Origin of the sequence: Paenalcaligenes niemegkensis, assembly GCF_022230885.1 — a bacterium.
Lineage (GTDB): Bacteria > Pseudomonadota > Gammaproteobacteria > Burkholderiales > Burkholderiaceae_B > Paenalcaligenes > Paenalcaligenes niemegkensis.
The window spans coordinates 81,707-105,252 of record NZ_JAKGCT010000004.1 but is presented as its reverse complement, the minus strand read 5'-3'; the positions used below and the strand labels follow the sequence as shown (position 1 = coordinate 105,252).

The 23,546-nt window shown below is 52.7% G+C and carries 19 protein-coding genes and 2 pseudogenes; 15 read left to right on the top strand and 6 right to left on the bottom strand.

Features of this window, described 5'->3' with window-relative positions; translation table 11 throughout:
- Positions 1 to 135: 135 nt before the first annotated feature.
- Both L1889_RS04380 and L1889_RS04375 read left to right on the top strand, forming a co-directional pair.
- Positions 136 to 690 (top strand): PadR family transcriptional regulator, encoded by a 555-nt coding sequence (locus L1889_RS04380; protein WP_238664056.1) that lies wholly within the window; start codon positions 136 to 138, stop codon positions 688 to 690.
- Positions 691 to 717: 27 nt separating this feature from the next.
- Entirely contained in the window at positions 718 to 1,533 is an 816-nt protein-coding gene (locus tag L1889_RS04375; protein ID WP_238664054.1) for a siderophore-interacting protein, read from the top strand.
- Between the two features lie 34 nt (positions 1,534 to 1,567).
- On the opposite strand, the gene L1889_RS04370 is transcribed toward L1889_RS04375, so the two are convergent.
- On the bottom strand, positions 1,568 to 2,506 hold the full coding sequence (locus tag L1889_RS04370) for a LysR family transcriptional regulator (protein ID WP_238664053.1): 939 nt from the start codon (positions 2,504 to 2,506) through the stop codon (positions 1,568 to 1,570).
- A gap of 141 nt (positions 2,507 to 2,647) precedes the next feature.
- On the opposite strand from L1889_RS04370, the gene speB reads away from it, so the two are divergent.
- From speB to L1889_RS04340, 6 genes and pseudogenes are all read left to right on the top strand, one after another.
- Positions 2,648 to 3,607 (top strand): agmatinase, encoded by a 960-nt coding sequence (speB, locus tag L1889_RS04365; RefSeq protein ID WP_238664052.1) that lies wholly within the window; start codon positions 2,648 to 2,650, stop codon positions 3,605 to 3,607.
- A gap of 32 nt (positions 3,608 to 3,639) precedes the next feature.
- The gene (locus L1889_RS04360; RefSeq protein ID WP_238664051.1) at positions 3,640 to 3,876 is read left to right on the top strand and encodes a hypothetical protein; all 237 of its coding nucleotides are present in this window, start codon (positions 3,640 to 3,642) and stop codon (positions 3,874 to 3,876) included.
- Positions 3,822 to 5,047, top strand: a pseudogene (locus tag L1889_RS04355) (sodium:solute symporter family transporter). The gene L1889_RS04360 and the pseudogene L1889_RS04355 overlap by 55 nt, the downstream one beginning before the upstream one ends.
- A 6-nt stretch (positions 5,048 to 5,053) precedes the next feature.
- Entirely contained in the window at positions 5,054 to 5,731 is a 678-nt protein-coding gene (locus L1889_RS04350) for a thiamine pyrophosphate-binding protein (RefSeq protein ID WP_238664049.1), read from the top strand.
- The gene (locus L1889_RS04345) at positions 5,641 to 6,669 is read left to right on the top strand and encodes a thiamine pyrophosphate-dependent enzyme (RefSeq protein ID WP_308217661.1); all 1,029 of its coding nucleotides are present in this window, start codon (positions 5,641 to 5,643) and stop codon (positions 6,667 to 6,669) included. Before L1889_RS04350 ends, L1889_RS04345 begins: the two co-directional genes overlap by 91 nt.
- 18 nt (positions 6,670 to 6,687) lie before the next feature.
- The gene (locus L1889_RS04340) at positions 6,688 to 8,148 is read left to right on the top strand and encodes an aldehyde dehydrogenase family protein (protein WP_238664047.1); all 1,461 of its coding nucleotides are present in this window, start codon (positions 6,688 to 6,690) and stop codon (positions 8,146 to 8,148) included.
- Here the strand turns inward: L1889_RS04340 and L1889_RS04335 are convergent.
- Both L1889_RS04335 and L1889_RS04330 read right to left on the bottom strand, forming a co-directional pair.
- A complete protein-coding gene (locus L1889_RS04335; protein ID WP_308217594.1) occupies positions 8,048 to 9,601 on the bottom strand; it encodes an NAD-dependent succinate-semialdehyde dehydrogenase in 1,554 nt (517 codons plus the stop codon). The two genes, L1889_RS04340 and L1889_RS04335, sit on opposite strands and share 101 nt — an antisense overlap.
- Before the next feature lie 192 nt (positions 9,602 to 9,793).
- Complete coding sequence (locus L1889_RS04330; protein ID WP_238664046.1) at positions 9,794 to 12,130, bottom strand: mechanosensitive ion channel domain-containing protein; 2,337 nt, start codon at positions 12,128 to 12,130, stop codon at positions 9,794 to 9,796.
- A gap of 308 nt (positions 12,131 to 12,438) precedes the next feature.
- Between L1889_RS04330 and L1889_RS04325 the strand changes: the two genes are divergently transcribed.
- Positions 12,439 to 13,653 carry an MFS transporter gene (locus L1889_RS04325; protein ID WP_238664044.1) on the top strand — a complete coding sequence of 405 codons (1,215 nt, stop codon included), beginning with the start codon at positions 12,439 to 12,441 and terminating at the stop codon, positions 13,651 to 13,653.
- 40 nt (positions 13,654 to 13,693) lie between these two features.
- Here the strand turns inward: L1889_RS04325 and L1889_RS04320 are convergent, their stop codons facing one another.
- Positions 13,694 to 14,317 carry a nitroreductase family protein gene (locus tag L1889_RS04320; protein ID WP_238664043.1) on the bottom strand — a complete coding sequence of 208 codons (624 nt, stop codon included), beginning with the start codon at positions 14,315 to 14,317 and terminating at the stop codon, positions 13,694 to 13,696.
- 339 nt (positions 14,318 to 14,656) lie between these two features.
- Between L1889_RS04320 and L1889_RS04315 the strand changes: the two genes are divergently transcribed.
- The 6 genes from L1889_RS04315 (at position 14,657) to L1889_RS04290 (ending at position 21,478) form a co-directional block, all read left to right on the top strand.
- Complete coding sequence (locus L1889_RS04315) at positions 14,657 to 16,600, top strand: LTA synthase family protein (protein WP_238664041.1); 1,944 nt, start codon at positions 14,657 to 14,659, stop codon at positions 16,598 to 16,600.
- Between the two features lie 185 nt (positions 16,601 to 16,785).
- Positions 16,786 to 17,460, top strand: coding sequence for a response regulator transcription factor (locus tag L1889_RS04310; RefSeq protein WP_238664039.1), 675 nt, complete (start codon positions 16,786 to 16,788; stop codon positions 17,458 to 17,460).
- Positions 17,461 to 17,462: 2 nt separating this feature from the next.
- Entirely contained in the window at positions 17,463 to 18,701 is a 1,239-nt protein-coding gene (locus L1889_RS04305) for a sensor histidine kinase (protein WP_238664038.1), read from the top strand.
- Positions 18,702 to 18,784: 83 nt separating this feature from the next.
- Positions 18,785 to 20,176 carry an ATP-binding protein gene (locus L1889_RS04300; protein WP_238664037.1) on the top strand — a complete coding sequence of 464 codons (1,392 nt, stop codon included), beginning with the start codon at positions 18,785 to 18,787 and terminating at the stop codon, positions 20,174 to 20,176.
- Positions 20,173 to 20,871, top strand: coding sequence for a response regulator (locus tag L1889_RS04295; RefSeq protein WP_238664036.1), 699 nt, complete (start codon positions 20,173 to 20,175; stop codon positions 20,869 to 20,871). Before L1889_RS04300 ends, L1889_RS04295 begins: the two co-directional genes overlap by 4 nt.
- Positions 20,872 to 20,980: 109 nt before the next feature.
- A complete protein-coding gene (locus L1889_RS04290; protein WP_238664035.1) occupies positions 20,981 to 21,478 on the top strand; it encodes a Spy/CpxP family protein refolding chaperone in 498 nt (165 codons plus the stop codon).
- Positions 21,479 to 21,562: 84 nt separating this feature from the next.
- Here the strand turns inward: L1889_RS04290 and L1889_RS04285 are convergent.
- Both L1889_RS04285 and nadC read right to left on the bottom strand, forming a co-directional pair.
- Positions 21,563 to 22,530, bottom strand: a pseudogene (locus tag L1889_RS04285) (tripartite tricarboxylate transporter substrate binding protein).
- Between the two features lie 71 nt (positions 22,531 to 22,601).
- Complete coding sequence (gene nadC / locus L1889_RS04280; protein WP_238664034.1) at positions 22,602 to 23,489, bottom strand: carboxylating nicotinate-nucleotide diphosphorylase; 888 nt, start codon at positions 23,487 to 23,489, stop codon at positions 22,602 to 22,604.
- Between the last annotated feature and the right edge of the window lie 57 nt (positions 23,490 to 23,546).

Here is a 23,546-nt window from a genome sequence, read left to right as displayed (position 1 = left end):
ATACGATATTTCACCATCGGCTGCATTACAAAAACATTGACTCCTCCCTTAAGTTTATATATCGTACGATACATCGTAAGATTGTTTTAATAAATTGAATTACGATTTATTCATTTATATTCGGGGCTTATTTTGATGAGAAAGGGGACGGATGCCGTGCGCCAGCGTGGTGGTCATTTGACCAGCGGGCGTAAATTCAGCGCTGACGAGCTGCAATTAATGTTGCTCTGGTTTTTGCGCGACTCACCAGCCCACGGCTACGAACTGATCAAACGCATCAACGATTTGTCACACGGTTACTACAGCCCAAGTCCGGGGGTGCTGTATCCCGCCCTTGGTCAGCTGGAAACCTTGGGGCTGGCGCAGGTCGAGCTTAAAGGCAAGCGAAAAACCTATCAGATCACGCCCGCAGGCTTTGAGCATCTACGGCTTCAGGCTGCACGCACAGAGCCACTGTTAGCCATTCTTAAACATGCTGCAAAGAAGATGCTATGGATGAGTCAAGCCAATGAAAGCGAAGCGGCCGCAGCAGAGGCCACAGGCTGGCTGCCTGAATTCGTAAAAGCCCGAAAAGCATTCCACGTTACTTTAATAGCGCAAAACGAAGCAGATCATGCCGAGCAGCGGCGCATCATCGCCATATTGCAGCGGGCGTCTGAAGAAATCCTGCAAAAACCGAGCAGTCCATAACGACCATTCAAAAAATTGAGAGCAGCCATGAGCACAGATCATCTTAAAGTAGAAAAAATACAGCATCCCATCAAAACACGCCTGTTAACTGTCAAACGCATCAGCGATTTAAACCCTTCAATGCGCCGTATCACCTTAACGGGTGACGATCTGGCCGGTTTTTACTCTGCCGCCTTTGATGACCATGTAAAGTTAATGGTGCCTGACGTGATCGGCGAAAAGCCCAACGTACCTGCGGTAGGCCCTACTGGTCTGGTCTTTGATGAAAGCAAGGCCAAGCCAGCTATGCGTGACTACACACCACGTCGCTATGACCCCGTCACTAACGAACTCGACATTGATTTTGTCTTGCACCACGAAGGGCCGGCTACTGACTGGGCCAGCCACGCCGAACCCGGACATTTCGTAGGTATTGGCGGACCACGCGGCTCTTTCATTATTCCCACCGCCTTCGATTGGCATCTGTTAATCGGCGATGAAACCGCCATACCCGCTATTGGACGTCGCCTGGAAGAACTGCCAGCCACCACCAAAGCCATCGTAGTTATCCAAACCAAGACCGAAGACGCCAAGATTGAACTTGCCAGTCAGTGCCAGCTTGAAACTTACTGGGTACGTGAAATCGAAGCGGGACTCGATAGTGCAAGCGCACTTGAGTCAGCGGTTCGTAAATTACGCCTCCCTGAAGGGGAAGGTTACGTTTGGGCCGGAGCAGAATACAGTGACGTGCAAGCAGTACGACAGTATCTGACGCAAGAACTCGGAATCGATAAAAGCCGTATTCGTGCATCTAGCTATTGGCGCAAACCGACAGCAGAAGCACAGGAACAAACCACAGACTAAACCGCCGGCTGCACCATCGGTCAGCCTTAATTCCTCATGATTTCCGTTCTACGCCCCTGCTCTGGGGCGTCGTTTTTCCCCTGTCAGCCTTTTTTAAATCCTGCATAAACGCCATAAGCGCTTCGTCCTTTTCGCTAGCGCGGTTCACCACCGTATGCAAGGTGACTTCATAACTTAAGCCCCGCGGGTTCAAAGCACGCATTTCACCTCGCTGCACATAACTGTTGCCGATTTCTTCGGGCAGATAACCCAAGTGCTCCCCTGACTGTATGAGTACAGCAGCAGCGTCCATATTGTTGGCAAGGGCACGTATATTCTGTGGCGGAACACGCAAGTGATTTTTTGGCGGGACATAACCTCTGGAAACCCACGGATAGCGCAGTGCCTCATCAAAGCCGATGTCGCCGGCACGCTCGTATAGCGCGTGTCCATACCCGCAATACGCTATCTGCTTTTCAATCAGCAAGGGAGCATATCGCAAATGCTGCGCCCTCCTCCAAAAATAGCCGATGGCCATATGCAATTGACCATTAATAAGCATTTCTTCCAGCTGGTCCGGAGATAACACTGACACGCTCAGCCGCACAGCTTCATCGCGCTGCCTGAACAGTGAAACGGCGCGGCTTAGACGCCGACTGCCACTTCTCGGCAAATGACCAATAAACCCAACATTCAACTGGCCTATCAGACGCTTCTCAAGGTTTTGGGATTCGATGGCGAACTCATCCAGGGTGCCTAATAAGCGACGGGCGGATTTCGCGAAACGCTCGCCTTTGGCCGTGAGTTTAAAACCAGCCCTTCCCCGTTCGCACAACCTGAATCCCAGGCGAGTTTCCAAAGTACCGAGCTGAGTGCTGATGGTGGACTGGCTGACGTTAAGCCTGTCTTGCGCAGCAGAAATACCATTTGCATCCACAATTGCCAGAAATACACGGATGAGCCGTAAATCCAGATCTCTTACATTGATCAACATAGTAACAACCCTAATATAGAGAGCAATACATTGATAAAAGGCTATGCATAGCTTGATCAATCGTCATAGTAGCTTAGTCGTGCCGCAGTTAGCCTTGAATCATCTGAACAAGCAATATCAATTATTCAGGAGGCGGTACTCATGCAACCCCAACGCAGTTTTAATCAGCCCGTCAGTGGTAACGACATGCCTCGCTCAGGCGGCATAGCAACGATGATGCGGCTCCCTTTCGAAACAGATGCATCCAGGCTGGACATTGGCTTTGTTGGCATCCCTTTGGACATCGGCACATCAAACCGTCCTGGAGCCCGATACGGCGCCAGGGCAATTCGCTCTGAATCCACTCTGCTTCGCCCTTACAACATGGCGACACGTGCCGCCCCTTTTGACAGCCTGCAAGTGGGAGATGTAGGTGATATTGCCATTAACCCCTACGATCTTAAAAAATCCGTGCAGATGATCGAACACGGCTATCACGATCTGATTGCCGAGGGATGTAAATTAATTGCACTCGGCGGTGATCACACCATGACACTACCTATTTTGCGCTCCATCAAGAAAAAATACGGCAAGGTAGGATTGGTGCACGTAGATGCTCACGCTGACGTAAACGACGTCATGAGCGGCGAAAAAATAGCGCACGGCACCCCGTTTCGCCGTGCAGTGGAAGAAGATCTGCTCGATTGTGAGCGCGTAGTGCAGATCGGCTTACGCGGTACCGGATACGAAGCTGAGGATTTCGACTGGTGTACACAGCAAGGGTTCAAGCTCTACCTGGCCCACAGCTGCTGGCACCAGAGCATGAGTCACATCATGCAAGAGGTGCGCGAACGCTTGGGCAATGGTCCGGTGTATTTCTCGTTTGACATTGACGGTATAGATCCTGCTTACGCCCCCGGTACCGGTACGCCTGAAATCGGTGGCTTGACCGTACCGCAAGCCCTGGAGATCGTGCGCGGCATGCGCGGTGTCAATTTGGTCGGGGCTGATGTGGTTGAAGTCAGTCCACCTTATGACCACGGCGGCTTGACAGCGTTGTTAGGCGCAAATCTGGCTTATGAAATATTGTGCGTTTTCCCCGGCGTGCACTACGCCACCTAAAAAAATAAAAACCCTTCCCTCAGGAGACAAAAATGGCTATTGATATTGGTGTTGTGCTGATTTATGCCATCGTGATCATGGGCTTCGGCTGGCTCGGGCTGCATCGAATACGAGGTAGCGAAGACTACCTGGTGGCGGGTCGTAATTTAGGTCCTGGCTTTTATGTCGGCACCATGTCCGCCACGGTATTAGGGGTGCATCCACCATTGGTACCGTGCGGCTGGGTTATGTCTATGGTATTTCCGGATTTTGGCTGTGTGCCGCCTTAGGCCTGGGTATCATCGGCTTAAGCCTGTTTCTGGCAAAGCCCTTAATGCGCTTTCGGGTGTATACCGTCACCCAGGTACTGGAAATGAACTACAGCTCGTCCACACGACGGGCGAGTGCCTGCATTATGCTGGTGTATGCGCTGATGATTGCCGTGACATCCACCATTGCCACCGGAACCATTTTATCGGTTATTTTCAATCTGCCTTTTGTCGTAGGAGTGCTGCTAGGGGAGGTCTGGTGGTGATCTACTCCACCATTGGTGGCATGTGGTCACTAACGCTGACCGATATCATCCAGTTCATTATCATGACGGTAGGCCTGATTTTCATTCTTTTGCCTATATCAGTCTACAGTGCAGGTGGCTGGGATACCCTGACTGGGTCTTTGCCAGAGACGCACTTATCATTCAGCAATATCGGCTACGACACAATTCTTACCTACTTTCTGATTTATTTCCTAGGCATCTTTATTGGCCAGGATATCTGGCAACGGGTGTTTACGGCAAGGTCAGAAAAAGTTGCGGTTCGGGCTGGTGTGGTCAGTGGACTTTATTGCATTCTTTATGGCCTTGCGTGCGCTGTTATCGGCATGGCAGCCAAAGTCATGCTGCCTGATTTAAGCGTGCCGGATAATGCCTTTGCGGCAATTGTGACTGATGTGCTCCCAACGGGTGTTCGGGGTCTGGTGGTAGCCGCCAGTCTGGCGGCCCTGATGTCTACCGCCAGCGCAGGCTTATTGGCTTCTTCCACCACTGCCGCACAAGACTTATGGCCCCTGCTGCGTGGCAATGCAGCTATAGAAAATACAAACATTAACGTCAATCGGGTGTGTACGCTTGGACTGGGTGTACTGGTATTAATTATTGCGCCCGCTATTGGCGATGTCATCAGCGCCCTGACGATGGCCTATAACCTGCTGGTTGGCGGAATGCTGATCCCGTTAATCGGCGCTATATACTGGCGTGGGGCCACAACTCGTGGTGCAATTGTCAGTATGGCCGTTGGGGCCCTCGTGGCATGCGTGTTCATGTTCAAAGACGGCCTCCTGGCCAACACCCCTATTTATTACAGCCTGACGGCTGCTTTGCTTAGCTTCATTCTTTTCAGCGTCACCGACTCCAACAAACGCATAGCGCGCCCGCATACCGGCGTTAACGAACACAAAGGATAAATAACGATGCTGTCCTGCAGCCAGTTTCTTATTCAGCAATTGGAACTCTGGGGAGTTGAGCATGTGTTTGGCATCCCGGGTGTCCATACTATCGAGCTATACCGCAGCCTGGAAGGAAGCGGTCTTCGCCACCTTAGTCCGCGCCACGAACAAGGCGCCGGTTTCATGGCCGACGGCTATGCCCGTGCAAGCGGCAAGCCAGGGGTGTGCTTCATTATTACCGGCCCTGGCATGAGCAACATCATGACAGCCATGGGCCAGGCTCTCGCCGATTCAGTTCCGATGCTTGTCGTTTCCAGCGTTGGCCGGCTTGATACCCTGGGCTCCAGGCAAGGCCGTCTCCATGAACTTGCGTCGCAGCGTGACATGGTCAGTAACGTAGCCCGCTTCAGTCAGACCATACTCGATCCGGAGCAACTGCCGGGTGCGCTGGCCCGCGCCTTCGCCTTATTCAAGGCAGCACGTCCTGGCCCTGTACATATTGAAATTCCCATTGATTTGCTGGACGCCCCTTTGCAAACTCCTCTGCGTCCAAACCCACCCTTGTTCTATAGTGCGGGGGTGACTCCGCAGGCGATAGAAACGGCGGCGTCCTGGTTAACCGAAGCTTCTCGTCCGCTACTATTAATTGGGGGGGCTGTGCATCTGCAGCCGCATCGGTTCAGCGCCTGGCTGAATTACTAGATGCTCCAGTCATCACCACCATCAATGCCAAAGGCGTATTGCCCGGGACGATTAACTCTCCGCACCCTCTTGATCTGGGCGCAAACGGTGCATTCCAGCCCGTACGCGAACTCGCTGCAGCGGCTGACGTGATACTGGCCCTAGGCACCGAGATCGGGGAGACAGACTACGATGTGGTGTTTGACGACGGGTTCGCGCTAAACGGCAGGCTGATCAGGGTAGACATTGACGCTGAACAAGTGGCTAGTCATAACAGCCTTGCCTTGGGTATCGTGTCAGATGCACGCAGCTTTGCCGAAGCCCTGGCTCTATCGTTTGATAAGCCTCTGGACCACAATGGAAACGCCTGTGTAATACAAATACGCAAGGCCCTGAACTTGGCTCACGACGACGACTTCGGCCCGTATCTGCCCCTTTACCAGAACCTTGAAACCTACCTTCCTGATGCTATCTTGGTGGGTGACTCAACCACCCCGGTCTACGCAGGAAACCATCTTGTCAGCCAACGTTTTGCCCGACGCTATTTTAACGCGTCCACAGGCTATGGCACACTTGGTTATGCCTTGCCCGCTGCCTTAGGCGCAAAAGTAGCAAAGCCCGACCTTAGGGTAGTGGCCCTGGTCGGCGATGGCGGTTTGATGTTCACTGTCGCCGAGCTGGCGACCATGATGCAAGAAGGAATCAACGTCCTTGTCATTATCTGGAACAATTGCGGTTACGAGGAAATTCGCCGTTATATGGACAAGGCCGGCGTTGAGCGCCTCGGAGTGAACATTATTGCGCCCAAATTCAAGGAATTATGTGGCAGTATGAAAGCTCCGTATTGTCGCGTCACGAGTCCGGAGACCTTGGCTAGCGCTTTGAAGAACTGGAGTCAGCAAGCACCGCTGGTCATCGAAATACAGGCAGATTCGTGGCTTGACGCCCTGGAAGACTGAAACAACGGTGAGGAATTTATGCGTAAGTTACATCAACAATTTATCGCAAATCAGTGGCTGGACAGCGAGTCAGAAAACACGGTTCCTGTACATAATCCTGCTACAGGCATCGCCATCGCCACTCTGACAACAGGCTCTCCCCTTGATGTCAAAGCGGCCGTCGACGCTGCTTATCACGCTTTTCCCAAGTGGCGCGACTTACCCAGTTCCAAACGAGCCGACTATTTACGAAATATTGCAAAAGAGCTGTCAACGCGTCGCGACGAACTGGTTGACTTATCGGTGCTGTATAGCGGTAAGCTCAAGGTCGAAGCTGAGCTTGATCTGGACGATGCGATAGACTGTTATCGCTACTACGCCAGTCTGGCAGACACGCTTGATGCAGAGCAAGGAAAAGAGCGCAACATCAATGTCGACGGCTTTAGTGCCAAAGCCTATACATCTCCCCTTGGAGTCGCTGCCTTGATCACTCCTTGGAATTTCCCACTTGTCACCTCGGCATGGAAAATAGCCCCGGCCCTTGCCGCTGGCTGCACCGTTGTCTGGAAACCTTCCGAGCTCGTCCCCCTGCCAGAGCAGATCATGGGCAACATCGCTCAAGATATAGGCTTGCCCGCAGGCGTGTTAAATATAGTACATGGTGACGGCCCGAACGTTGGCGCTCCTTTGTGTGCAAGCGCCAATGTCGCAAAAATATCTTTCACAGGTAGCAACGAGGTCGGCGAGCGGGTCATGCAGGCGGCTTCGGTTGGCGTACGTCCAGTGTCGCTGGAACTAGGCGGAAAATCGCCCATTATCGTTCTGGCCGATGCCGATATAAAACAGGCATGTGAGTGGGTGTGGACGGGTATTTTCTCGAACGCAGGCCAGATGTGTTCGGCCACCTCCAGATTGGTGGTGCACCATAGTGTTGCACCTGCCTTGTACTCTGCCTTACTGGAACGTGCCACCACCTTGCTTGCGGGTGATCCATTACTCGAGAACACCACCCTGGCCCCGGTGGTCAGCGCCGCCCAACGGACGACAATTCAGCAGTATCAGAAGACGGCCCAAGAGTCCGGTCTGGTTGATCTGTTTGCGGCCCTGGATTTTGATCTGCCGGAAAACGGTTTTTTTGTGCGCCCTGCCATTTATCAGAATGTACCTGCAGACAGTCCGCTTTGGACTGAAGAAATTTTTGGTCCGGTGCTGTGCGTTCAGGAATTTGACAATGTAGCCGACGCCATCCGCATCGCCAACAGCAGTGATTTTGGCTTGGCGGCTACGATAATAAGCGGCGACATCAGCCAGGCTGAAGACCTTGCTGTACAGCTGGAAAGCGGAGTTACCTGGATCAACAGCCACCAGTTCGTCCCTTCTGCCGGCTCATGGGGCGGCTTCAAGCACAGCGGCATAGGAAGAGAGCTGGGGCCATGGGGGCTAGAGGCGTTTCAGGGGGTAAAGCATATCTATACCCCACGTCAATCAGCAAAGCCTTAGTTAAATCCCCCATCAGCATGTACTTCACCACCATATAGTCGTCCAGGCCATAATTAGAGCCTTCACGCCCTATCCCCGATTGCTTGACACCACCAAAGGGTGCCGCTTCGTTGGAGAGAATGCCCGAATTAACACCGACCATCCCGTATTCCAGCGCTTCGGCAACGCGCCAGACGCGGCCTATGTCACGACTATAAAAATAGGCGGCCAAACCAAATTCAGTGTCGTTAGCCATGCTTATCGCTTCGTCGTCGCTATGAAAACGGAACAAAGGTGCAAGCGGACCAAAAGTCTCTTCTTTTGCCACCATCATTTCAGAGCTTGCATTAGCGACTACCGTTGGTTGAAAGAAAAGGCCGCCGAGCTCGTGTGAATCGCCGCCGATCAGCACGTTGCCGCCCTTTTCCAGAATATCGGCAATGTGTTCGTTCACTTTATCGATGGCCTTCTGGTCAATCAAGGGCCCCTGTGTGACACCCTCATCCATGCCATCCCCGACTTTCAGCTTTTTAACCGCAGCCACGAATTTTTCGGCAAAGGCATCGTAAACCTTGTCGTGCACATAAATGCGATTAGCACACACGCAGGTTTGCCCCATATTGCGATACTTACTGGCCATCGCGCCTTCAACTGCAGCATCCAGATCGGCGTCGTCAAAGACAATAAACGGGGCATTACCGCCCAGTTCCAGAGAAATTTTCTTGATTTGCTCTGCACTTTGCGCCATTAACAGACGGCCAATTTCAGTTGATCCTGTAAAGCTAACTTTACGCACAGCAGGATTAGAGCTCATCTCTTTGCCGATTTCGGATGCCGATCCGGTGATCACCGAAAACACACCTGCCGGAACCCCCGCCTCTTCAGCGAGCACAGCCAAGGCATAAGCCGAATAAGGCGTTTGCGTAGCCGGCTTAACCACAATTGTGCAGCCGGCTCCCAAGGCTGCACCAACTTTCCGGGTAATCATCGAAAGGGGAAAATTCCACGGTGTGATGGCTGCGCACACCCCCACGGGCTCTTTGACCACAAGAATGCGACGGTCCGCGCCTGGGCCCGGTATGGTTTCGCCGTAGGCGCGCTTGCCTTCCTCGGCATACCATTCAAGATAAGATGCACCGTAGGCGACTTCTCCCCGCGACTCAGCCAAGGGTTTGCCTTGCTCACGCGTCATGAGGCGAGCCAGGTCTTCCTGGTTTTGCATGACAAGGTCAAACCATTTGCGCATGATGCCAGCCCGCGCTTTTGCTGGCATCGCCCGCCACGAACTAAAAGCGTCGCTGGCCGCCGCGATCGCCCTGGCTGTTTCCGCGGCCCCCATTTTTGGAATGGTACCAATGCGCTCGCCGCTGGATGGATTGACTACGTCGATGGTTTCGCCAGAATCAGCGTCAACCCATCGGCCATTAATATACGCTTGCTGCTTGAGTAATTCAGGACGTTCTAGCATAGTCATAAGGGCTCCCGAGCAAAATAAGTCATTCAATCTGATTCATCACGCATCGTTTCCCCTAGCAATTTTCGGGCCTGGACTATCCAGGCCCGGCTTGGCAGATCGCAGGCTCATCTGCTCAACGAAGCTGTCATGCAGGTGCAAGCGCACAAGGCCATACTTGAAAGCGGCGACTGGCTAAGCCTTTTGCCACTTTCAGCTTGCATCCGGCAAGGGCCTTAAGGTCTGCCCAGGTGCAGGTTCGGTGTGAGACTTGCCCTCGTGATGAGCCACCGCGTCTACCATGCGCATATCCACAGGCGGGGCAAAGCCATTTTTATCGCGTCCAAAATGCAATACGGTGTGCGGGTAAGGCAGTTCAATACCTGCCGCGTCAAAGTACATTTTGATCAAGCGGTTAAAACTGCGCTGCACCGCCCACTGCATCCCCGGAGTCGTCTTGATCAGGACGCGTATGGTGTAGCCCTGTTGATTAATTGAGGTCACGCCCGGAATCGAGATGTCGTCAATAATGGCAGCTGCCACTTCGGGATCTTTCTTCAGGGCCTCAAAGGCCAGATGCATTTGTGCAATGACGTCGTCTACAGACTCCCTTAGTCCCACCCCATATTCGCCATAGTGATAGCCAAAATCGCGAGTGTGGTTACTGACCTTATCAATAGAGGAAAACGGGATAAGATGATAGCCCCCATCAAGAGTACGGATCACTACCGAACGTATAGTGAGCTTTTCCACCGTACCAAACAGACCCACCAGTTCAACGACATCATTTTGATTCAGACCGTTTTCAAGCTGTATAAAAATACCGGTAATCACGTCTTGAACCAGCTTCTGGGCTCCAAAACCAATCGCCAGGCCCACAACACCTGCCCCCGCAATCAATGGCGCAATGTCAATACCTACCTGTGACAGCACTACCAACGCCGTCATGGTACTAATCAGAATAGCCAAGGCGTTCCTGAACAGCATCAACAAGGTTTTTTCGCGTTCTGTAGGCACTCGCGTACCTTGAGACGTAGACAGGCGATGCTCGATAACACTCGCAAGCACAGTCCAGGTCAAGGCAGCAATCAGCAGCACAACGGCCACGCGGAACACGGTATTAATAGCCGCTTGTCCATTTGCGGAACTCAGCCAGAGCGTCAGGTCAAAGACTCGCCAGGCGTCCAGAATCACAAGCACAACGACTACTGTCACAGCCAGCCGCAACGCCTTTAAGCAAGCCGGTATATATGAATTCAGGCGACGTTCCAACAGGGGGAAAGCCTGATTCCAGCGCTCTGATAGATGCAATCTGCGGGTCATCCAAGATTGCAGCAGCATAGAGAGAAACGCTCCCACCAGCACCGCAAGCAGTGTCTGCAAGCTTGCCGTACCCATATAGGACAAGGCATGCTGCTGATCTGCAAGGCTCACCAATAGCAGCACTGTGAGGTAGGCCAAAGCGAGCCACGCCCAACTACGTGCGGCGATGCGCATCAGCGTACCGAACACCGAGGTGGTGGCGTGTTCGGCACTGCGCGTTAGTTCTGCACTGACCGATTTACGGTTTTTCCAGACCACACTGACTGCGTAGACATACACCGCAATCATCAGCACCACGCCCAGCAACTGGCCTACCGACGTAGAAAGCACCGTTTTCACCACCGGCACCATCACCAATAAGCCATAGCCAGTTACGCTAATCAGAATAACAATCCAGCGATTCCAGTAAGTGGCATTCTCCGCACTTACCGGCAATAAACGTAGTTGCTCATAACGTGTAGCAAAGACGCCTCGACTACATGCCTTAACCACTTCAATAGCCACAAAAGCCGTTAAAAACTGCATTGCCAGCAGGCTTGCCTGCCCTGCCGAGCCGGGGTTGCTTAGCACGGCAACATAGCCCGCCAAGGCGGCCACTACGGTGACCGCTACATCCACCACCAACGCACCAAGGGCAGCCATAAACTTGCGCCCCAGGTGCTTGGGGACTCGTCTTCCCCGCCGCCCGGCAACGGCTGCTTTAGGCTGTTCAGATAAACGGATCCCGGACGGCTCTGGCACGGCATCCTCGGGAAGGGAGCGTGGCCGGGTAGCCCAGGCATTCAGCCGGGCAAAGGCTCGCTGCGCCGGTAATCGGCACACCGCGTAGACAAGTCCTACAACCAGAATAGTAATCAACAAATTCAGCAATGCGGGCCGCCAGCTGCTAAGTGCTTGCATAGCCCGGGAATCAGCATCTCCTAATGCTCCAAAAACGCGCCAGGTCTGGTGTATGTCTCGACGCAAGCTAGAGGCGAAGCTTTGAAGCTTAAGCGCAATAGTTGTTGAAACCGAGGATCCTTCTGCATTATCTGCCCTCAGCAAACCACGTTCTGACGGGGTCTGGGCAGGGTCTTCGGCTCCTTGCACCGCTAAGCCACGCAGCTGTTCTACCAGCTGATTTCGCGTTTCCTCATTCTCCAGCAGGTCAGCCAGCACATCGTATTGTGTGGTTTGGGCAGACTCGGGCGGTGTTTGTGCCTGGGCTTGGGAGCCGTAAAACAGCAAGCCCAGACATATAAAAAAACGAGCGCGAGCGCTCGTGGTATAAGGCTTAAAGATCGATCGTAGGGGACGGCAGATACGGTCATGGTCGTACTCTCTTTTGATCGGATTCAAAAAAATAAGCGACACCGTTTGTGTCGCGAACCAGATAAAGGTTAACACCCGAGTAAGAGGATGACAAAAAACCTCCCGAAATTTTTGAAACAGTTTTTTGACGTTTTTTGGAAGTAAAAAAAACTGAAACTTTCAGCTCATACTGCCTCCCAGATACTTTGTTCTGTTAATTAAGCACCTCAGACCAGGACCTTTTTATGTTTAGAACGCTGCGCCGCCCCGACGTCATGATTATTACCTTGGCGGCGGCAGGCGTACTCATGGTGACCATGGGCATACGTCAATCCATGGGTCTGTTTATCAGCCCCATGAACAGCACCACTGGCATGGGTATCACTAGCATCAGCCTGGCCTTGGCTGTCGGACAGCTGACCTGGGGCGCTATTCAACCCATCGCGGGCGCTGTCGCCGATCGCTATGGGCCGGGGCGCGTATTGGTAGCAGGTTTGATTATCCTCGCTTTAGGCTGCGCACTGACACCCATGATTGGCAGCGGCTTCGGCCTGACCGTTACGATAGGCCTGATGGCTTCGATGGGTTCAGGCGCCAGCAGTTTCTCGACACTGATTGGCGCAGCAGCAAACCGTATTCCTAATGAATCCAGGGGCGAGGCCTCTGGCGTAATTAACGCCGGCGGATCATTCGGGCAGTTTGTCTTTGCGCCAGTGCTGCAAAAGCTCATACAGAGCATAGGCTGGATGGGCGCCATGTGGGCAATGGCAATTACGGCTCTTGCTACCCTGCCCTTGGTATGGCGCTTGCGCGGGGCTCCATCACCTGCTCACACCTCGACAACGCACCCACAGCAGCGTTTGGGTGCTGCAGTCTCCGAGGCACTCAACGATCGCAGTTATTGGTTATTGAACCTGGGTTTTTTCACCTGTGGCTTTCATATTGCCTTCTTGGTAACCCACCTTCCTGGCGAGATCGACCTATGCGGATTACCACCTAGCGTGGCCAGCTGGTCTCTGGCATTAATTGGCCTGGCCAATATATTCGGCAGTATCTACGCTGGATCGGCAATCTCAAAATATCGCAGTAAGTATGTACTGGCGATGATGTACGGGTCCAGGGTGTTATTAGTCGCCTGGTATTTGATGATGCCTCGTACCGAATGGGTATTCTATGTATTCGCGATAGGGCTGGGTTTTACCTGGCTAGCCACCGTGCCGCCCACCGCCTCAGTGGTGGCAAAGTTATTCGGTACTCGCTATCTGGCCACCCTGTTTGGCCTGACATTGCTGTCACACCAGATTGGCGGTTTCTTAGGTGCCTGGCTCGGGGGCATTGCCATTAGCCGTTTTGGTGACTTCACATGGATGTGGTATGCCGACATGGTGCTTGCGGCTATTGCTGCCATTGCCAACCTGCCCATACGCGAGCAGCCCCTAGGCTCGGCAGCTCGGGCCTGACGGTCCGGACCTGAAAGTAGCCGCCTGCTTTGACCGTGCCTTAGCCCAGAGGATGAGCTGGAATATGGCCCACGCAAAGGGCGGCGACGACCTCTACATCATCAGCCAGCTGTAATGACACCTTAAGCGCCTGTTCGTTTACACCCATTACGACAATGGCGCCCAAGTCTTCCATCATGGATTGCAGATGCATATTCTGCGACGCTGCGCCCGCTTCAAAATCAACATAGCGCTGTCCCCGCTGCTGTCCTTCGATGTCCTGCTCGACGAAGTGTTCGATTGCTTTCTTGATATTGGCACAGATCACCACCACACAAGGAGCATCTTCCAGCCAGAAATCACTGGCCAACGAGGCATCAAGCAACACGCCCTCGGCAGGAAGCTCCCCGGCACGCTTTAGTTCGTTGTTCTCTGGAAAGTAATCATACAAGGCGGGTTCGAGCCCCTGCACGTTCCGGGCAAGCAGTCGCAACAGCAAGGGGTACAGCCGATGGGCAGAAGGGGCTGCCCGTTGTCCTTCGCTGCCCGTAATGCCTTGTCCCGCCGTTAATATCGCCAGCGCCTGCTCCAGACGAATGGACGTATCTTCAAAATCTCGAGTGCTGCGACGCTGCGCTAGGAGCGCGGAAAACTGCTGAGCTGTGACTATTGCCGGGGATGTCATTGAAGTGTCTCCTCTGATTGAGAATAAACGCCTGAAACCGCTATCCACATGCTCATTAACGCAGCAAAAACGGTTTGAGGATTTTGCTGGCCAGAGCTTAAAAGCTGTTTTTTCAACCCTAACGGCTTTTAGGCGCCGTATCAAGCTTTCCCGCCCCGGGTACCGAAAATTTACCCACCTGAAGCCAAGACCGTCCAGGGCAAACAAACACAACGTTTCTCTACGATACATTTAGATTCAAGCTTGATGGAAACTTGATATTTGATTGACATCCTTTTGACGGGCGATCCCTAGACTCACAACTTTAAACGACGCTCGACGCTAGCAAAAGGAATAGCTTTGTATCTACAGGTTTTGACATTTGTCTTGCTCACTTATCTGACGCTAACTGCCACCCGGCTAGCCCTGTGTTTCTGGATACGGGAGCGTGTACGCAATGCTGGCGGAATTGTCCCCATTTTGCTCGGTGGTTTGCGCATTGATACCACCACCATAGCGATAGTGACTGCTCTGCCTCTGCTAGCCTCGCCTTGGCTGAATAATGCAGAATGGGCTCAAGGATTGAACCAGTTATGGCTGGGCACTGCCTGGGCAATTATTATGTTGCTGGAAGTATCCACCCCACAGTTCATTATTGAATATGACACCAGACCCAATCGTTTATACATCGACTATTTAAAGCATCCCAAGGAAGTCATGGGAATGCTTTGGCGCGGCTATAAAGTCGCCATCGGACTCGCATTGGGGCTTTTCCTTATTATCTGCGTTGGCGGTTTTCGCAGTCTGGCCCCACCGCCGGATGCCGTCAACGAGTTTTCGGCCCTGACCGCAGCCTTGCTGAGCATTTTGGCAGCAGCCTTATGCTTTGCGGGCATCCGAGGAACCTTGCGTCATCGGCCGATCAATCCCTCTACCGTAGCCTATTGTGGCGACAGCCTGCTCAACACCCTTGCCTTAAACTCAGTCTACAGTGTGGCTTATGCTATTTACAGCATCAAAAACGAACGCTCTGCCTCGCAGGTTTACGGCAAAATGCCCGACGCCGAGGTACACCGTCTGGTACTTGAACAGGCCAATATACAGCCACAGGCCGGGCCGTTAAACAGCCTGCATAAGCAAGCTTGCGCCAGGCAACAGAAGCGTCCGCTGAATATCGTGATTATTGTCGAAGAAAGCCTGGGTGCTCAGTTTGTTGGCAACCTGGGTGGAAAAGATCTTACCCCATGCCTGGACGAACTCGCGGGGCAAGGCTGGAACTTCACGCGCGCCTACGCCACAGGAACTCGTTCAGTACGGGGTCTCGAAGCACTTAGCGCCGGCTTCCCGCCTACGGTTTCTGACGCAGCCGTCCGCCTGTCCGGCGCCCAGGGCCGTTTCTTTACGCTGGCGCAAAGTCTGAAACTTGAGGGCTATCGTTCACACTTTGTCTACGGCGGTGAAGCCCATTTCGACAATATGAAAAGCTTTTTCATGAGCAACGGCTTTGACGAGCTGCATGAACAGGCCCAGTTCGAAGCCCCCGCCTTTGTAGGCACTTGGGGCGCCAGCGACGAAGACATGTTCAATAAGGTCGATGACATTCTGGGCTCCAGTGGCGAACAGCCCACTCTGTGCCTGGCCTTTTCAGTATCCAATCACTCGCCCTGGGAATACCCTGAAGGCCGTATTGAAGCTAGCAGCCCAAGCGCCTCGGTGGAAAATACGGTTCGCTATGCTGACTGGGCTATAGGCCAGTTTTTTGCCAAGGCAAAAAATGCTGCGTACTGGAATAACACGGTATTTTTGGTAGTAGCCGACCACGATGCTCGCGTAGGGGGTGCGAATCAGATTCCACTCAAACATTTTCATATTCCAGCGCTGATTTTAGGTGGAGGCATCACCGCCAGAAGCGATGACCGGCTGATTAGTCAGATTGATCTGCCAGTCACGCTGCTATCGCTAGCAGGTGTTTCGAGCTTTCATCCCATGATCGGCCAAGACCTGTGCCATGCCACCAAGCCGCGAGCCATGATGCAGTATGGGGAGAACTACGGTTATCTGGAACACGATGTGCTGACCGTTCTTGAGCCGGGACAAAAGGTAAGTCAGTATCGTTACCAGGCCCCCAATTCCTATGTGGCCGTTCCCCCTGATCAACGGCTGATCGACCTGACTAAAGCACACGCCCTGTGGCCTACCTTGGTTTATGACTCGCGCACTTATACGCTTCCCCATTTGTACAATGAGATCAAAGTCAAGACAGCCACACTACCTATACGGGCCAAAGGCACAGTCCAGTCCTAAATGCGATGTATTAGCCTCAAGAGCATGGAAACAAGCCCTTGAGGGCCCGATGACAGCTTTGCCTCCATGTCATCGCGGGCGCACGGCCTTCAGCAAAAAGAGACGCCACGGCCTTTTGCAGCTTAAGATAAGCCCATCACCGCCAACTCTCCGCAGACCATGACCCTCAGCACAAAAAAACACGTATGCTTGTTGTGGAAGACAACGTGCCTCTGGCCGAAAATATCTTTGAATACTTTGGCGAACAAAACTATGTGCTGGACTTCGCCTCGGACGGCCTGACCGCACTGCATCTATTGGCGGTCAATGAATACGATGTCATTGTTCTGGACGTCATGCTGCCCGGGCTAAATGGCTTTGAGATCTGCAAACGCATACGCCAGGATCTGCGTTGCGGCACACCCGTTATTCTGGTTACCGCCAAAGACCACATTAGCGACAAAGAAACTGGCTTTAATGCCGGCGCTGATGACTATCTGGTCAAACCCTTTAACCTTAAAGAGCTTAGTTTGCGTGTGCAGGCACATACCCGACGTGATACACGCAGCAGTAATTTACTTAGCTTCGAGTCCGTCAGCTTTAACCCTGAGACCTTCGACGTCTATCAAAAAGGCACCCTGGTAACCACCTTGACCGGACACGGAGCTCGAATTTTTGAATCCTTGCTACGCGCTTACCCTCGCCCCCTGAGTCATGAGCAGCTTGTAGAGCAAGTGTGGGGTGGTCGCAGCACCGAGAGCAATACGGTACGCACGCATGTTTATGCTCTGCGTAAGCAGCTTAACGAAAGCACACAGCGCAATTTAATCAAAACGCTGCACGGCCGCGGCTACATCCTTAACGACAACGCTTCGAGTTAGTCATGAAAAGCATTGCCAACCGCATTTACAAAACCATTCTTGCGATCAGCATAGCCAGCATGCTGGTGATGGTGACTACGGTAATGCTGATCAACGATGACCTGGAAGACAAGATGCTCGGAGGCGTTACGCATCCTGACGTTCTGGCCGAGGTGATGCTAAGCGACGAGTTTTTTATGTGGGAAGGCGGATTGAACACCATAGTGTTCATGCCCGCCGAACAGCCCCTCCCGGAGAATTTCCCAACTATGTTCAAAAATCTGGGTGAACTCAAGAAGGCCGAGCTGGAAATAGGCGGTTCTACTTATCTGATTAATATCGAACACAGTGAAGCGGGTACTTTATATTGGGCACGCGACATCAGCGCCTTTGAGATACGTGAAAACAAGCTAAGTCTGACGATGCTGCCAATTATCCTGGCCATCACGCTATTCAGCGTTATATTGGCTTTTTTCAGCAATCGCACCTTGGTACGACCTTTACGTAAGCTGAGCGAACAAATCGGAGCCTTGCCCATTGCTAAAAACCTGCCTCCCATCGAGCACGATTACAAAGATCAGGAGCTGTACGATATCGCAATAACAGTCAACCGTTTCCTGGGCGAGCTCGAATCTTATATACAGCGTGAGCAACAGTTATTGAGCCTCGCCAGCCACGAACTACGCACACCTATCGCCGTGGTGTCCGGGGCCCTGGACGTTATTGAAAGCCGTGATCAGCTTAGCCGCAATGATCAATTAACCTTGGGCCGCATTCGCCGCGCCAATAACGAAATGGGTGATAACGTCAATGTGCTGCTCAGGCTGGCTCGCCACGACACTGCGCTGGAAAGCCCTTCCCAAGTTAATGTTGGCGGCTGCGTAGAGGAAATCCTTGACGATATGGCCACACGCTACGCTATTGAAGAACGCGTCAACCTAAATGTTGCTGGGACCGTATGTATTCAAAGCTACCCCGTACCGGTCAAAATGCTGCTGCGCAACCTCATCCAAAATGCCTTGCAGCATACTTCCGGTGAAATCGATATCTCGGTAAACACGCAAGGCATCATAATCCGGGATCACGGTACCCATTACTCTGAAAACGTAGAGCAGAAACTAAAGAATGCTCCCACTCTTCCCACGAGCTCCGGCGGATTAGGCCTGTATATTGTGACGTTGATGTGCGAACAATTGAAGTGGAGCCTGCATGTGAGCAGCGCTGACTCTCAGGGCACTCTGATTACTGTTGATTATCCTTAGGCCGTCTTCAGGGCGGCGTCTCCATAATTTCTCCATGAAGCTTGGGTACACTGAAACCTACTGCGATCTTTTTCCGGTGCCTCATGCGCTTTAACCTGTTTTTCAAACTATTCCTGGCTATTCTCGCCACCTCAATACTGGTCGTTCTGGCTATGGGTTTTGCGGTGCGCTGGAGTTTCGAGCGAGGCTTTGTCAATTACATACAAGAACGCGAACAGCAGCGTATTGAATCATTGTCCAGCCTGCTGCTTGAAGATTACGTAAATCTGGGCGGCAACTGGAACTTCATTCAGGAGAGTCGCACATGGTGGTGGCGGGCGTTACGGGCAACAACCGAACCCCAATCGTCTAGCGATACCCAACGCAAGCATCGTCTGCCACCACCACCGCGCACTGCATTGCTGAACGAAAAAGGTGAAATCATTGCAGGCGGACTTTCCAGGCACGATAACGATCTGCAGCACTATCCACTGATCGTCGATGGAGAAACAGTTGCTACGCTAGTTGCGCCCACGCCTAAAACCCATTTTCTGGATGCCAATGCCGAACAGCGCTTTCAGTCGCAACAACTTTCAGCCACCTGGTCCATAGTGGCGTTATGCGTATTGCTGGCTGCACTGGTCAGTTACGCACTCGCGCGTCGCCTGCTGCTTCCTATACGCCGTATCGGCCATGCCACACACCAGTTGGCGGCGGGCGACTACACAACTCGCATTATTACCGACAACACAGATGAACTAGGCCAACTCGCCGCTGATTTCAACGCCTTGGCCGGTGCCCTGGAAACCCATGAGAAGCTAAGGATGGCGCTGGTTGCAGATATTTCTCACGAATTGCGCACCCCTTTAGCCATTCTGCAAGGTGAAATCGAAGCCTTGCTTGACGGGCTGCGCCAGCCCACGCCAGAAACCCTGCAATCCTTAAAGCAGGAAGTCGTACATTTAAATCAGCTTATCAACGACCTCTATGTATTGTCTCTGGCTGATGCCGGCGCTCTGCAATATGATTTCGACGACTCCGTAGACCTCTGCCCTATTGTTCACCGTTGCTATAGCTCCCTTCAGGACCGGCTTAATGCAGCGGGCATCACGACAGAGATTCAGTGTGCGCACATGCCGCTTATCCGTGCAGACGGGCTTCGCCTGACTCAGGTTTTTACAAACATACTCGAAAACTCGCTGCGCTACACCGATGCACCGGGGCAGCTTCGCGTCGACGTCAGCCACGACGCCCGGCAACTTTGTATCAACATTGACGACAGCGCCCCTGGCGTCCCGCCTGAAGACCAAGAACGCATTTTTGAACGCCTGTACCGGGTTGATGCCTCACGTAATCGTGCACACGGCGGGGCCGGACTGGGCCTGGCCTTATGCCAGCGTATTATTCATGCACACGGCGGAAACATCGAAGCTCACCCTTCTCGCCTGGGCGGGTTACAACTACGTATTTATCTGCCCCTGGCCACACAATTATGACCCCTACCATCCTGATCGTTGAAGACGAACCCAAGCTCGTCGAATTACTCGCCTTGTACTTGCAGGCAGAACACTTTCAGACAGTATCTGTCGGTGACGGCACAGAGGTGCGGGCTGCAATCCAGGCCCATCAGCCCGATTTGGTACTGCTCGATTTAATGCTGCCAGGCAAAGATGGTTTAGCGGTATGTAAAGACATTCGTCAACACAGCGACCTCCCTATCATCATGGTAACGGCCAAAGTTGAAGAGCTTGATCGATTGTTAGGTCTTGAACTGGGCGCCGATGACTATATCTGCAAACCCTACAGTCCCCGAGAGGTCGTAGCCCGGGTGAAAGCCGTATTACGTCGTCGCCGTACACCACAAAGCAACGCCGGGTCTGAGCACAGCGCGCTTTATATAGATGAAAGCACCTACACCGCCAAGCTGGATGGCGTGCTGCTGGATCTCACCCCTGTTGAGTTTCGCCTCTTTGCCTTGTTCGCCAGGTCACCCGGCCATATCTACTCGCGTGATCGTCTACTGGCGTTGATTTACGACGATCACCGTATCGTGACCGATCGCACGGTAGATAGCCATATCAAGAACTTGCGCCGCAAGCTGCAGGCCATACGCCCCGAACAAGATCTGATCAAATCCATTTATGGCGTGGGCTACCGCTACGAAGATGACCCGGTTAATTCAACAACTTGAATTAGGTCTCCACATTTTCTTCATAGTTCTTCCCTTTTTGCTGCACAGTTGTTCCCTAAGATAGCACTGTAGCCAACTCAAGTTGGTCTTTCTTAACGGAGCAAACCCTATGTCTATGTTCAATTTAAAAACCACATTCAGCATTCTGGCTCTAAGCGCTGGCCTATTGGCCGCCCCCATGGTCGCAAACGCCAACGACGCAAGCGCCATCAGCGTCTCGCCGGCTAAACAGCACAAAGCGGGTGCCAAAGGTTCTCATCATGGCTGGAAGCAGCTTAAGCTAAGCGATGAGCAAAAAGATAAGATTTTTGAACTTCGTCATGCACAAGCCCCCGTCTTGCGCGAATTGCACAAAGACGTCAAGGCTGCCCGCGGCGAGCTGAAAACACTGAGCCAGGCCGACAGTTTTGACGAAAGCAAAGCCAAGGAAGCTAGCGACAAGCTAGCTCGTGCTCAAGCCGATATCGCCCTGAATCGTGCACAACAGCATTCGCAGCTTAATGCAGTGTTGACACCGGAGCAGCGCAAGCAGCTAAGCGAGCTTCATTCTCAACGCGGTAAACGCGGTGGCCCTGCAAAAGCCCGTCATCATGGCACACGCAGCTAAAGAAGCCTGGTCACCGCACCTGGTCTGCCGCAAATGCGACAGACCAGGTGCAGAAATCGAAGCCCGAGCTTGCAAGATAGACTTTTAATTCACGTTTAAGCCAATGCGCTGAGTCAAACCCGAAAAACGATCAATGTCACGAACAATCAGTTCATTAAACGCTTCTGGCGTACTGCTTGCCGGCGTGTAGCCTAAAGCGGTTAAAGAAGCCTGCATTTCAGGCTCTTGCATGATGCCTTGCAATGCCGAACTTAATTCACGCAATGTGAGCTTCGGAATACCTTTAGGTGCCAGCACTCCGTGCCATTGATCCAGCTCGTACCCCTCCACTCCAAGCTCGGCAAAACTAGGCGTATCACCCAATACCGGCGAGCGCTTCGCCGAGCTGACGGCAATAGCTTTGACACGCCCGCTCTCAATAAAGCTCATTGCGCTCGAAATTGTCACAAGCCCCATCGGAACCTGATTCGCAATCACATCATTCAAAGCCGGTCCGCAGCCTCGATACGGTATGTGCAACAAAGCCACACCTGATTTTTCCTGAAGCATTTCACCTGCCAAATGTTGGGGCGTTCCATTTCCACATGAAGCAAAGGCAACATCGTTTCCATCCTTGTACTTAAGCACATCATTAAAGTTCTGGATAGGGCCATCTACAGGAACCACCAGCACTGAAGGAATTACCGCCACATTGATGATTGGCGTGAAGTCATTTTTGGATCAAAGCCCAGCTGGCGATAAACGCCAGGGTTAATCGCAAACGAACTATTCACCATCAACAGCGTGTAACCATCCGCCTTGGCATCCGCCACATGCCTGGAGCCGATATTACCGCTGGCACCAGGACGATTCTCAATCACCACCGGTTGACGCCACCTCTGCTCTAGCTCAGCGCCCAGTTTTCTGGCTAATAGATCTGTGCCACCACCCGGCGGGAAAGTCACCACCAGGGTCACAGCGCGTTCAGGAAAACTCTCCTCCTGCACTGAGGCCTGCACATCAAGTTGAACTACCCGCCAAATCAAAAGCAGCAGAACCACTCCTGCCCCCATCCATGCAAAACGCTTCATTAAGGTCTTCATATGTATTGCCTTAAACAGAATGAATCAGCAACGGCAGAGATTCAGGTAGTGGTCCACGTATCCAAGGTGTCCAGACCTATATCCAACACCTTCGCACTGTGTGTCAGCCAGCCTATGGCTATACGATTCACGCCTGTCTTTGCCACCGACACAACCGTCTCTGGCGTGATGCCGCCGGATGCCTCGCTAATCGCCTTGCCATCAATGCGCCGCACGGCTTCCCTTAAAAGTTCAGTAGACATATTGTCCAGAAGAATGACCTCTACACCCAGGGCCAACGCCTCGTCCAGCTGTTCCAGCGTATCCACCTCAAGTTCAATTTTGACCAAGTGACCAATGTGAGCTCGAGCACGTTCTACCGCTTGAGCAATACCACCCGCAATCGCAACGTGATTGTCTTTGATCAACACGGCATCATCCAAGCCAAAACGATGATTACTGCCGCCCCCTACACGGACGGCGTATTTTTGTACGGCACGCAGGCCCGGCATGGTTTTACGCGTGCAGGTCACCTTGGTGCCGTAAGGTGCGATCAGCCGGGAAATAGAAGCCGTTGCAGAAGCAACTCCACTTAGGTGGCCAAGAAAATTCAGGGCGGTACGCTCGGCGCTCAGCATGGCACGGGCGGGGCCTCGCACTACTGCAATGACACTGCCCGCTTCCAGTACATCACCGTCTTTAAGATTGGCCTCAATGTTCAGGTCTTCACTCATCAGCCTGAATGCCAGACGGGCTAAATCCAGTCCGGCCAGTACACCTGGCTCACGCGCGACCAGTCGAGTGGTGGTGCGCGCAGCCGCAGGAACCACCGCATCACTGGTGATATCACCCGCTCGCCCCAGATCTTCCAGTAAAGCGGCACGCACTAGCGGCTCCAGCAGTGCTAGAGGTAGGGGTGGTACTGCCAGCTGTGTTAAAACTCCGTGCATAGTAAATGTCTCAGTCCTGTTATTTATACTCACATTGAGTATTTTGTATTTGAAAAA

What these genes read in the sequence shown, in the direction of transcription:
- L1889_RS04380 (WP_238664056.1), top strand. Translation starts at nt 136, where the DNA reads ATGAGAAAGGGGACGGATGCCGTGCGCCAGCGTGGTGGTCATTTGACC.
- L1889_RS04375 (WP_238664054.1), top strand. Translation starts at nt 718, where the DNA reads ATGAGCACAGATCATCTTAAAGTAGAAAAAATACAGCATCCCATCAAA.
- L1889_RS04370 (WP_238664053.1), bottom strand. Translation starts at nt 2,506, where the DNA reads ATGTTGATCAATGTAAGAGATCTGGATTTACGGCTCATCCGTGTATTT.
- speB (WP_238664052.1), top strand. Translation starts at nt 2,648, where the DNA reads ATGCAACCCCAACGCAGTTTTAATCAGCCCGTCAGTGGTAACGACATG.
- L1889_RS04360 (WP_238664051.1), top strand. Translation starts at nt 3,640, where the DNA reads ATGGCTATTGATATTGGTGTTGTGCTGATTTATGCCATCGTGATCATG.
- L1889_RS04350 (WP_238664049.1), top strand. Translation starts at nt 5,054, where the DNA reads ATGCTGTCCTGCAGCCAGTTTCTTATTCAGCAATTGGAACTCTGGGGA.
- L1889_RS04340 (WP_238664047.1), top strand. Translation starts at nt 6,688, where the DNA reads ATGCGTAAGTTACATCAACAATTTATCGCAAATCAGTGGCTGGACAGC.
- L1889_RS04335 (WP_308217594.1), bottom strand. Translation starts at nt 9,601, where the DNA reads ATGACTATGCTAGAACGTCCTGAATTACTCAAGCAGCAAGCGTATATT.
- L1889_RS04325 (WP_238664044.1), top strand. Translation starts at nt 12,439, where the DNA reads ATGTTTAGAACGCTGCGCCGCCCCGACGTCATGATTATTACCTTGGCG.
- L1889_RS04320 (WP_238664043.1), bottom strand. Translation starts at nt 14,317, where the DNA reads ATGACATCCCCGGCAATAGTCACAGCTCAGCAGTTTTCCGCGCTCCTA.
- L1889_RS04310 (WP_238664039.1), top strand. Translation starts at nt 16,786, where the DNA reads ATGCTTGTTGTGGAAGACAACGTGCCTCTGGCCGAAAATATCTTTGAA.
- L1889_RS04305 (WP_238664038.1), top strand. Translation starts at nt 17,463, where the DNA reads ATGAAAAGCATTGCCAACCGCATTTACAAAACCATTCTTGCGATCAGC.
- L1889_RS04300 (WP_238664037.1), top strand. Translation starts at nt 18,785, where the DNA reads ATGCGCTTTAACCTGTTTTTCAAACTATTCCTGGCTATTCTCGCCACC.
- L1889_RS04295 (WP_238664036.1), top strand. Translation starts at nt 20,173, where the DNA reads ATGACCCCTACCATCCTGATCGTTGAAGACGAACCCAAGCTCGTCGAA.
- L1889_RS04290 (WP_238664035.1), top strand. Translation starts at nt 20,981, where the DNA reads ATGTCTATGTTCAATTTAAAAACCACATTCAGCATTCTGGCTCTAAGC.
- nadC (WP_238664034.1), bottom strand. Translation starts at nt 23,489, where the DNA reads ATGCACGGAGTTTTAACACAGCTGGCAGTACCACCCCTACCTCTAGCA.